The 10,449-nt window shown below is 41.6% G+C and carries 9 protein-coding genes; all 9 read right to left on the reverse strand.

The window, feature by feature from the left end; all coding sequences use genetic code 11:
• Nucleotides 1–27 precede the first annotated feature (27 nt).
• Nucleotides 28–894: a DMT family transporter gene (locus tag HMPREF9257_RS01075; RefSeq protein ID WP_006417627.1), complete on the reverse strand. Its 867-nt coding sequence runs from the start codon at nucleotides 892–894 to the stop codon at nucleotides 28–30.
• Between the two features lie 229 nt (nucleotides 895–1,123).
• Nucleotides 1,124–2,098, reverse strand: a complete 975-nt coding sequence (gene guaC, locus HMPREF9257_RS01080; RefSeq protein WP_006417625.1) for a GMP reductase — start codon at nucleotides 2,096–2,098, stop codon at nucleotides 1,124–1,126.
• A gap of 148 nt (nucleotides 2,099–2,246) precedes the next feature.
• Nucleotides 2,247–3,881 carry an ABC-F family ATP-binding cassette domain-containing protein gene (locus HMPREF9257_RS01085; protein WP_006417624.1) on the reverse strand — a complete coding sequence of 545 codons (1,635 nt, stop codon included), beginning with the start codon at nucleotides 3,879–3,881 and terminating at the stop codon, nucleotides 2,247–2,249.
• A gap of 254 nt (nucleotides 3,882–4,135) precedes the next feature.
• The gene (brnQ, locus tag HMPREF9257_RS01090; RefSeq protein WP_006417620.1) at nucleotides 4,136–5,443 is read right to left on the reverse strand and encodes a branched-chain amino acid transport system II carrier protein; all 1,308 of its coding nucleotides are present in this window, start codon (nucleotides 5,441–5,443) and stop codon (nucleotides 4,136–4,138) included.
• Between the two features lie 217 nt (nucleotides 5,444–5,660).
• Entirely contained in the window at nucleotides 5,661–5,816 is a 156-nt protein-coding gene (locus tag HMPREF9257_RS09210) for a hypothetical protein (protein ID WP_006417626.1), read from the reverse strand.
• Between the two features lie 53 nt (nucleotides 5,817–5,869).
• Nucleotides 5,870–8,071 (reverse strand): RNA degradosome polyphosphate kinase, encoded by a 2,202-nt coding sequence (locus HMPREF9257_RS01095; protein ID WP_006417628.1) that lies wholly within the window; start codon nucleotides 8,069–8,071, stop codon nucleotides 5,870–5,872.
• A gap of 21 nt (nucleotides 8,072–8,092) precedes the next feature.
• On the reverse strand, nucleotides 8,093–9,646 hold the full coding sequence (locus HMPREF9257_RS01100; protein WP_006417621.1) for a Ppx/GppA family phosphatase: 1,554 nt from the start codon (nucleotides 9,644–9,646) through the stop codon (nucleotides 8,093–8,095).
• 5 nt (nucleotides 9,647–9,651) lie between these two features.
• Nucleotides 9,652–10,134: a nucleoside 2-deoxyribosyltransferase gene (locus HMPREF9257_RS01105; RefSeq protein ID WP_006417622.1), complete on the reverse strand. Its 483-nt coding sequence runs from the start codon at nucleotides 10,132–10,134 to the stop codon at nucleotides 9,652–9,654.
• A gap of 91 nt (nucleotides 10,135–10,225) precedes the next feature.
• A partial coding sequence (locus tag HMPREF9257_RS09325) for a hypothetical protein (RefSeq protein WP_218015536.1) occupies nucleotides 10,226–10,449 on the reverse strand: 224 nt, incomplete at its 5' end.

The following is a 10,449-nucleotide window of genomic DNA, read 5'->3' on the forward strand; positions in this document are numbered from 1 at the left end:
AAAAAGGTAGGAGGGTGGTTTGTTTTATTATTTAAATGGTTTCAAGTCCGTGACTAATACTCCGGCGAAGATTAAGCCGCCGCCTATTATCATTTGCCAGACCAAGGGTTCAGCTAATAAAATCATGGCCGTAACCATGCCCCAGAACGATTCGGTGGATAGGATAATCGCCGCTTCTTCCGAGCTAGTAAAACGTTGGCTATGTGTTTGTAGGCTGTAGCCTACTAGCGTGGTGATCAAGCCAATATAGACAACTGGCGCAAGCGCCGGCATGGATAGGTTGAGTGGTCCATTACCATTTAGGAACACCATCAGCCAAGATAGGGTAGCCGCAGTCCCCATTTGAATTAGCATAATCTTCCAAGTAGCCATGGATTGTCCTACAATTTGGGTGTAAATTAAATGGCCTGCAAAAAAGCCGGCCCCAAGAAGGGTTAGATAGTCTCCTATATTTAGACTCAGACTTACTCCGTCCTTAGTAAATGAGGTCAAGCCCACACCTACCAAGGCCAGACATGCCCCGATAATCGCATTCTTAGATAGGTGGGTTCGATAGATAAAATACAAAAGAAAAGGGACCATAACCACATTGACCGCTGTTAGAAAGGCATTTTTGGAAGCTGTGGTGAAGTTCAGGGCATAGGTCTGACACAAGTAGGCTAGGGTGAGGAGACAGCCTAAGCTGATGCCTTTTTTTAAGTCCGATTGGCTGATTTCTTTGAGCCGAGGCCAGCGCCAAATCAGTAGGCCTAGAAAGGCCAAGCTAAAGCGAAGGGCAATGACTTGGTAGGCGGAGTAGTGAGTCAGAGCTAAGCTAGAGACTGTGAAACCCGACCCCCAGATGATGGCGGTAACCACTAGGCCTAGGCGGCCCCAACGATGGTAGTCTTTCATGAGCAGATCCTTTCTGATATTAATCTAAAAACCCTAACCAATGGTCAAAGTCTGGCCAGTTTGGTTAGGGTTTTTGGATTGAGTTTTGACCAAAAGTTCCGGTTTAATAAAACTCGAATGATTTTCGGTTAAAAGATTCCGGTTTAATGAAACTCGAATGATTTCCTACCAAAAAAATCCGCTTTAAAATACTGGAATTTTTTCTGACCAAACAGTCGATATCACTTTTTTAACGGTCTCCATTATAAATTGTATTCCGTACTAAGACATAATCTACGTGGCGTAGAGCCTTCAAGGAATTACCGCCAGCATAAGAAATGGCAGACTGTAAGTCTTGTTGCATTTCGATTAAGGTATCAGCTAAGTGACCCCGGGTTGGAATCATTTCAATTTTGCCTTCGACATTCTTGTGTTCACCTTTTTGATATTCAGAGGCAGACCCGAAATATTCTTTAAAAACTTTGCCATCAATTTCCCGGCTAGTTCCAGGACTTTCTACGTGGGCAGCTAAAAGAGATCCAATCATAACCATGCGGGCACCAAAACGAATCGCTTTGGCAATATCACCATTATGACGGATACCTCCATCGGCAATAATTGGTTTAGTGGCTGCTTTAGCACAGAGACGAATCGCAGCTAATTGCCAACCGCCGGTCCCAAAACCAGTTTTAAGTTTAGTAATACATACTCGGCCTGGACCCACTCCAACTTTGGTGGCGTCCGCACCAGCTAATTCGAGCTCACGTACACCTTCAGGAGTACCAACATTACCCGCAATTAAGAAGGATTCTGGTAAGTATTCTTTAATAAAATGAATCATATCAATGACATATTCTGAATGGCCATGAGCCACATCAATGGTGATATATTCTGGAATAATCTTCTCAGCAGCTAATTCACGGATAAAATCGAATTCATTATCTTTAATCCCGACTGAGATTGATGCGAACAAGCCTTTTTCATGCATTTTTTGGATGAAAGGTTTACGGGCTGCTTCATCAAAGCGATGCATAATATAGAAATAATCGTTAGCTGCAAACCATTCTGCCAGTTCTTCATTAATAACAGTCTGCATATTAGCGGGTACTACCGGAATTTTAAATGTCCGCTTGCCTAATTGAATGCTAGTGTCACATTCAGACCGGCTTTGGACAATACATTTATTAGGGATTAATTGCACATCTTCAAAATCAAAAACTTCCACGAGATCACCTTTCGTTTATGGGTTGGACCTTTCCAGCTAAGTCAAATTCTTAACATAGATTTATATAATATCAAAAGTACTTACTGAGTCAAAAAAATTTTACACTAGCTTCCACTACTCTCCGAGCGCGAACATGGCTGCAATTCGTTTATTCCCCATCAGGGTACATAGCATCAATCCGAGCTTGGATTTCTTGGTCATTGACAAAATCTTCATAACTTGTTTTCAAGCGGTCGAAGGCTCCAGTTGGAGTTAATTCAATTACCCGGTTACAAGTTGTATTCAAGACTTCAAAGTCGTGGGAAGCAATCAAAATTGCCCCTTTGAACTTAATCAAGCCATCATTTAAAGCGGTAATAGATTCCAAGTCCAAGTGATTGGTTGGTTGATCCATGACCAAGACATTGGCTTTGGATAACATCATTTTCGAAAGTAAACAACGTACTTTTTCGCCCCCAGAGAGGACATTAACAGGTTTCATTACATCATCACCAGAGAATAGCATCCGGCCTAAGAAAGATCTTAAGAAGGTATTATCTTGTTCTTCCTTGTCAGCATATTGCCGTAACCAGTCGACAATGTTCATAGTATTATTATCGAATTCATCAGCAGAATTCCGTGGCAAGTAGGTTTGAGAAGTAGTAACGCCCCATTCAAAACTTCCTGCGTCTGGCTCAGTCACGCCCATAATAATGTCAAAGAAAGCAGTCGTGGCTAAGTCATTACGAGAGACAAAAGCTACCTTATCTTCCCGGTTCAAGGAGAAGGTAATATTGTCCAGGACTTTTTCACCGTCAATGGTCTTGGACAAACCTTCAACGCGTAATAAGTCATTCCCGATTTCGCGATTTGGACTGAAGCCAACATAAGGATACTTACGGGAAGAGGGTTGGATATCATCCAAGGTAATTTTGTCTAACATTTTCTTCCGTGAAGTTGCTTGTTTAGATTTAGAAGCATTGGCAGAGAAACGTGCAATGAAATCTTGTAATTCTTTAATCTTTTCTTCTTTTTTGGCATTTTGATCTGCCATCATCTTAGCCGCTAATTGGCTGGATTGAAGCCAGAAATCGTAGTTACCTACGTAGAGCTTAATCTTACCGAAGTCCACGTCGGCCATGTGAGTACATACCGTGTTCAAGAAGTGACGGTCATGGGATACCACAATAACAGTATTGGGGAAGTCAAGGATAAAATCAGACAACCATTCGATAGCTTGGGCATCCAAACCGTTGGTTGGTTCGTCGAGGAGTAGATTATCTGGTTTTCCAAATAAGGCTTGAGCAAGTAAAACTTTGATTTTATCGGCTTCAACTAAGTCCCGCATATATTGGCGGTGCATATCAGTGGGAATACCTAAACCTTGTAACAAGTCTGAGGCTTCAGCTTCAGCTTCCCACCCCCCCATTTCGGCAAATTGAGATTCTAATTCACCGGCGCGAATTCCATCTTCATCGGTGAAATCCGCCTTCATATAAATAGCATCTTTTTCTTTCATGATATTAAAAAGTTCTTTATGTCCCATCATAACGGTGTCCATGACGGTTTGGTCTTCAAAACCGTAGTGGTTTTGGTTTAAGACGGCTAACCGTTCGTCTGGATCCATAGAGACATTCCCGGTGGTGGGGGTGATTTCGCCAGAAAGAATCTTTAAGAATGTCGATTTACCGGCTCCATTGGCCCCAATTACCCCATAACAATTGCCTGGAGTAAAAGTTATATTTACTTCATCAAATAATTTACGGTCAGGAAACTGTAAACTTACGTTTGATACATTAATCATGCGCTAGCATCCTCCTATTGATTTGTAGTGTTGAATCATGCATCAACCACCAGCATGTATTGTAACATATTTATTCCTAAAAAGGATAATATGTAGAAACTAAGCAATGGATTATTATGAAGCAAATGGAACAGGGACAAGTGGAGTAGGCTATTATAGGTTATTGGATTCAAAAAGCAAAGGTATTTTTTACTCATTAGGCATTCCTAAAAAAACCAGTCTAAGGAGAAATTCCAGAGACTGGCTCTTTAGGTTTATAGGTTTTTATTTTTTTTGACTTGGCTAAACAGAGTGCAGATGATACTGAAAATCAGGCTAGGAAGTAACCATTCAAAGCCGAATTGACTGAGAGGAAGTTGACCTAGGGCATCGCCTAAGGTGTCTAAGGCATGGTTACCATTCATCTGATTAACTAGAACAAAGGCTTGGCTAATGGAGATAAGACCCGCTCCGACAACGGCACCTAGATAAGTTGATTTATATTTAATTTGTTTATCAAAAATCGACCACAGGATGAGGCTTATCACGATTGGGTAAATACCGGTGAGGATTGGAACCGCAATTGATATAAGGGCATCGACACCAAGGAGAGATAAAAATAATTCTACCAAAATAGCTAGGCTGACTACGGTTCGATAGGATAGCTTGTTTTGACTGAGTTCAGCAAAGTATTGGCCACAAGTTGAAGTGAGTCCAACGGCAGTAGTTAAGCAGGCTAGGGAGACCATCAGGGCCATAATGATTTGACCGGACCGGCCAAAAAGTTGGGCAATTAGACTTGTCAAGATAGGAATCCGATCTTGGTCTAAGTTAATTTGGCCGCTGAATTTGGCACCAGTATAGATTAGACCACCGTAGACTGTTGCTAAGAGGACAAAGGCCACAAAGGAAATGGCAAGAATCATTCTGTGTTGGTCTTTTTGCTTATGATAACCACTTTGGATTAGGCTAGTTAAGACAATGCCGGCCATGAGCGGAGACCCAATCCCATCCATGGTTTGGTAACCTTCCTTGAAGGATCGGACAAATAAGTCACTAGGCAGGTCAGTTAGAAGGTCAGGGCTAGGAACTAGTAGAGCTTTTACCACAATGATAAAGGTAAGAAGGAGTAAGCCAGGGGTTAGGTATTTGCCGATTTTATCGATAACTTGACTTGGATTCAAGCAGAGTAGGTAGGTGATCCCGAAAAAGACTAGGGCAGTCAGCCAATTAGGGATAGCAGGGTTAAGGCCTTGGACGAGAATTTCATGAACCGTTGCACCTGTTCTTGGCACCGAGAAGAAGGGGCCAATCAGGAGAATGGATATCGCACCTAGAATCTTTGAAAAGTTAAGACTCAAGCGTTTACCTAAATCTGTGGCCCTCCCTCCTAAACTCGCAGTGACCACAACTCCTAAAATCGGAATGATTGGGTCGGATAAGAGGAAGCCTAGTGCGGCTTGGGGCCAGTTTTGACCGGATATGAGTCCAAGATATGGCGGAAAAATGAGATTTCCGGCGCCAAAAAAGATGGCGAAGAGGGCGAAACCGCCAATGATAATATCACGATGTTTTTTTGACATGGGTCAACTCCTTTTCTTTTGCCTCTCTATTATAGGCTAAAGGGGGTAGGGTCTTCAAAGGAATTTTTGGAATTGGGAAATAAACCGTTTTGTGCAGATATTTTTTGAAGCTCTTATGGAAGCTGGTCATGAGATAAAAGCTAAGCACTGGCTAGCTGGTATGTACTTTAGGGCAAGAAAGAAGTCCCTGCCGGTTGGACAGGGGCTGATTAAAGTATTAGTTTTCGATTAAGGCGAGGTCACGGTCAGAAATGTCTGTGACCGGAATTAGGATTTCTGGCCCACAAGCTAGACTTGGCACTTTAGCGCTTAGTCTAGCCGTCGCCAGAACAGTCTGGAGCTTGCCAAGCAAGCGGAAGCCGGTCCCAGTCACAGTGCCTTTCTAGAGCGTGGCCGTAGCAGCAGCTTATTTAATTTTTCAAGTTCTTAACGGAAACGTTGTAAGATTCGTTCAAACCAAGATTTATTTTCTTTGACCTGCATAACCTCTTTGACTTGAGTTTCTTGAGCTTTTTGTGCTTGAGCTAATTGGATTTCTTGTGCATTAACCTGAATCTCACTGGCATCTGGCCGAACATAAGTGCCATCGGTTTGTAGAATCCGAGCCTTAAGCGTGTCGGATAATTGTAACTTAAGGATTTCGATGATGGTATCTTCAATTTCCTTATCCAAAATAGGAAACTCAATTTCCACCCGTTTAATCATATTCCGTGTCATCATATCAGCGGATGAGAGGAAGAGATGGTGGTGACCATTGCGGTTGAAGAAGTAAACCCGACTATGTTCGAGGAAGCGACCGACAATCGACCGGACACGAATGTTTTCAGAAACACCAGGCACACCTGGCTTCAAACAACATATACCCCGGATAATTAAATCAATCTGAACCCCTGCTTGGCTAGCTTCATAGAGAGTCTTAATCAATTGTTTATCTGTTAGGGAATTCATCTTGGCAATAATCTGGCCATTCCCGTACTCTTGTTGGAATTTAATTTCATCTTCAATATAGTCTTGTAGGGAGTCACGAATTTCAAATGGTGACACATGCAGGTGTTTATATTGAGGCCGTTCAGAATAACCGGAAAGGAAGTTGAAGAAATTAGAGGCATCTTGGGTGAGTTCATCTTTGGCTGACATTATCCCCATATCGGTATAAATTTTGGCGGTTTTGTCGTTATAGTTACCGGTTCCTAAATGGACATAGCGACGAATCCGATCAGCTTCTTTCCGGATAATTAAGGTGATTTTAGAGTGGGTCTTGAGTTCGGATACCCCGTATAGGACATGACACCCGGCATCTTCTAATTCTCGTGCCCAATAAACATTATTTTCTTCGTCAAAACGGGCCTTAAGTTCCACTAGGACTGTTACTTCTTTACCATTTTCGGCCGCCTTCTTAAGAGCAGCAATAATTGGTGAGTGTTTAGATACCCGATAGAGGGTCTGTTTAATTGAAATTGTTTCCTCGTCTTCGGCCGCTTCTTGGACTAGGTTGACGATTGGATCGAAAGAGTCATAAGGATGGTTAAAGAAAAGATCTTTTTTTCGGATGGCTTCAAATAGACTTTGACCTTGGTGGTCAGGATTTAGATAAGGTGTGAACGGAGGGTATGAAGCTTCAGGATGTTGGTCCCGTAAAGTTTCAATAAAGTCAAATAAGAAGGTTAGATCTAAAGGACCATTGATGGGATAAATATCCCGCTTCTTCATATTTAAACGGTCCTTAAGAAAGTCAATATGGTCTTCTTGATAGTCTGCATCATAAGAGCTATCGAGTTCTAAGCGGACAGCAAAGCCGTTCCGGCGTTGTTTGACATAGTCTTCCATTAATTCTAAGAGGTCTTCAGCATTATCTTCAATGATATCAAAGTCAGCCGACCGTGTAATCCGGAAAGGATAAGCGTAGTTGATACTATAACCGATAAATAATTTATCTAAATGACTGATAATTAGATCTTCAATGAAAAGGTAGCGGTGAGGTGTTTGATGAGCTTTAAGTAAAATTAAGCGATCTAGCAGGGCAGGTACGGGAATAAGTGCCAAGTGGTCTTCACCCTCTTTAGATAGGCTCACAAATATATTAAGCGCTTTGTTATTCAAATGGGGGAAAGGCCGATAAGCGTCAACCCCAAGCGGAGATAGGGTGGGGAGGACGAAATCATTAAAGTAACGATCAGCTTCCAAACGTTCTTCCTCATCCAATTGCGCTACCTGACTTAAAGCTACCCCATATTTAGGTAAAGCTTTGACTAACTGATGATAACGATCATATTGTTTCGTGATATTATTATGGTTTTTGTCGGCAATGGCATTTAGCAATTCTTTTGGGGTCATCCGAGTCTTGTTTTCTGCGATTTCAACGTTAGCATTGAACTGGTCATAGACCCCTGCCACTCGGACCATGAAGAATTCATCTAAATTAGAACTGGCAATTGCGATAAAGTTTAACTGCTCTAAGTAGGGGTTATTTGGGTCAGATGCTTGGTCTAGGACCCGGTCATTGAAATCGAGCCAAGAAAGCTCACGGTTAAAATAATACTTGGCAGCGGAAAAATTAGTATTAGAGAAGTCGGTAGCAGTGAAGGATTTTTTCAGGACGGCTTTCTTAGAATTATTCGACGCAGGCATGGAGGCATCCCTTTCTATTGGTTAGGCATCAGTATTAATGAAATGTAGCGTTAGTTTGCCATCTAAGGCGCGTTCGAGATGTTTCTGATGACGGTTGGCCCGGAATTTCTCTGACAAAATTGGACCAACATGGTAAATATCTAACTGGTAGTTTTTGACTTCAACTTGTTTTAAATGGACCTTGCTTATATGCTCAATATTGGAATCATTGATGGCATTAGCAAACTTCAGCACACCGCCTAAAATCTGTAATTCTTTTTTTTCATCTTCAGCGAGCCAACCCTGGTAGTTACTAAGGTATTGTTTGAAGAGAGACTTATTCCGATAACTGGCTAAAAGAGCCAGTTTTAGACGGTCTTTGTGGACAAAACCAAGTAGGTTCATATTGGCACAAATATAGAATGTATGTTGAGAATCCGCTTCAGCTGAAAGAAACCCACCGAAGCGATAAATTGATGCGGCATATTCAAGGAGTTCTTGTAATTTATAATTGTACTCCAATAGGCCGAGGTGGCAGAGCTGGCTATAGAGTGAAATGGAGGTATCCACGGCGGTTTGGGGACCAATCCCTGCCATAGGCAGGTCCTCTTTCATTTGGAAGATGGCACGAGCTCGGATGGTCGCATTGTCAATCGGTCCATCATAATTATCATTGATATATTTTAGGACCATGCCTTCTCGGAGACCTCGTGTGGAAATGACAAAAGCATCTGATTTCGCCGCTTTAACTAATTCAATAAAGACTAGGTTGGCCGGAATAATAATGTCTAAACGGTCAGAGGATAGACCATCAATATCATTCATTTTGTCAAAAGGGGTATTTGCAAAAAGTTGTAAAGTTTGGTCTAGTTGATCCTTGGTCATCACAAAGCCGTGTAAACCAGCCATAGGATAATCAATTGACCTTTGAAAAACGTTGGCCACATTCCGAGCAGATCCGCCAATGGCAATCACGGGAACCTTGGCTTTTTTAATCCAATCATAGTCACGAAAGGCTTTTTTAACAAAATTAGAAAGATTGGACATTGCTTGACTATCGTTATGGTCTTTATTAGCAAAAAAATCTTTTTGTAAGCTGACAGTACCGAAAGGAAAAGAGTGATACTGGACAACTTTTTTATCTTCAAAGAGGGTGATTTCGCATGACCCTCCGCCAATATCGATTGTTAGGGCGTTATCGATGTCCATTGAGTGGGTAATAGCATAGGCTCCACTCTTGGCTTCTTCTTCTTCGGTGACAATCTCAATAGTGAGTCCTGTGACGGTTTTGACGGTATCGATGATATCAGCTTGGTTAGATGATTGACGGATGGCTGCGGTTGCCTTGGGGAGAATGGTGTCTACTTTGAATTCTTGGCAGACTTGATGGTAATTATGAAGGATTTCAATTAAGACGTTCAGACCGTCTTTATTAAGAATAACTTGACCCTTCTTTTGGTCTAGATATTGGCTGAGCCGGGCGGGAATTTTTTCATTATGGAGCTCCACAAAATGGTGGGTCTGGTCAATTCCATAAATAACTAGGCGAATGGTGTTAGAGCCAATATCAATGAGCGCAATTTTTTCGGTATACATAAGAATCAGTCCTTAAGTAGGTCTGGAATGACTTTAATTAAGTCTTGGGCGGTTGAGACAAGTTGTCCTTTCATTTTAATGAGGCCAACAGTAAACAAGTTAACATAGGCAAATTGTGATTCGCCTACGACTTGTAAAGCATCGAGCTTGTCCTGGTTAGTAGCGCCTAATTGACGGGAATCTGTAAAGAGGCCTAACATCGGGATATCGGCTTGATAGGCAATTCCGACTTCAGAAGCAACCCCAGCATCAATTGATACCCCATCGAGAAGGGCAATTATTAAGTCACTTTCGAGTACGGCATCTGCGTCTAGTTTGGCAATCATTTTAGAATCTGCATATTTATTCTTGTCATTGATTTCACCTTGTTCCTGAGGTAGAAAGACTTCATATTCAGGATAAGCTTGGCGGATTTGGTCCACTAGCAGGGCATTGTAGTGGAAGTCAGCTTGGCTAAAGAGTGGTGCAGCAAAATAGATTTTTTTCATGATATATCTCCTTTGGGTCTAGTCTTACTTCTATTATATGAAAGCGACTATCATAAAACAATCGTACAGGCAAAACTTAACATAAACTTTACTATTTATTTGGAATTCCAGTTGTTTTTTCTCTACTTGCTTGGTAGGTTAAGAAAACTGGGCTGATTTTTCCATACTTGTGTGGTAGGTAAAGAAAACTGAGCTGATTTTTCCATACTTTATGGTAAGTAAAGAAAACTGAGCTGATTTTTCCATACTTGTATGGTAAGTAAAGAAAACTGAGCTGATTTTTCCATACTTGTGTGGTAGGTAAAGAAAACAGAG

Origin of the sequence: Eremococcus coleocola ACS-139-V-Col8, assembly GCF_000183205.1 — a bacterium.
GTDB lineage: Bacteria > Bacillota > Bacilli > Lactobacillales > Aerococcaceae > Eremococcus > Eremococcus coleocola.

Bases quoted from the DNA above. Each gene is read 5' to 3' on its own strand.
- brnQ (WP_006417620.1), bottom strand. From the start codon at position 5,443: ATGTCAAAAAAACATCGTGATATTATCATTGGCGGTTTCGCCCTCTTC.
- HMPREF9257_RS01100 (WP_006417621.1), bottom strand. From the start codon at position 9,646: ATGTATACCGAAAAAATTGCGCTCATTGATATTGGCTCTAACACCATT.
- HMPREF9257_RS01085 (WP_006417624.1), bottom strand. From the start codon at position 3,881: ATGATTAATGTATCAAACGTAAGTTTACAGTTTCCTGACCGTAAATTA.
- HMPREF9257_RS01075 (WP_006417627.1), bottom strand. From the start codon at position 894: ATGAAAGACTACCATCGTTGGGGCCGCCTAGGCCTAGTGGTTACCGCC.
- HMPREF9257_RS01105 (WP_006417622.1), bottom strand. From the start codon at position 10,134: ATGAAAAAAATCTATTTTGCTGCACCACTCTTTAGCCAAGCTGACTTC.
- HMPREF9257_RS01095 (WP_006417628.1), bottom strand. From the start codon at position 8,071: ATGCCTGCGTCGAATAATTCTAAGAAAGCCGTCCTGAAAAAATCCTTC.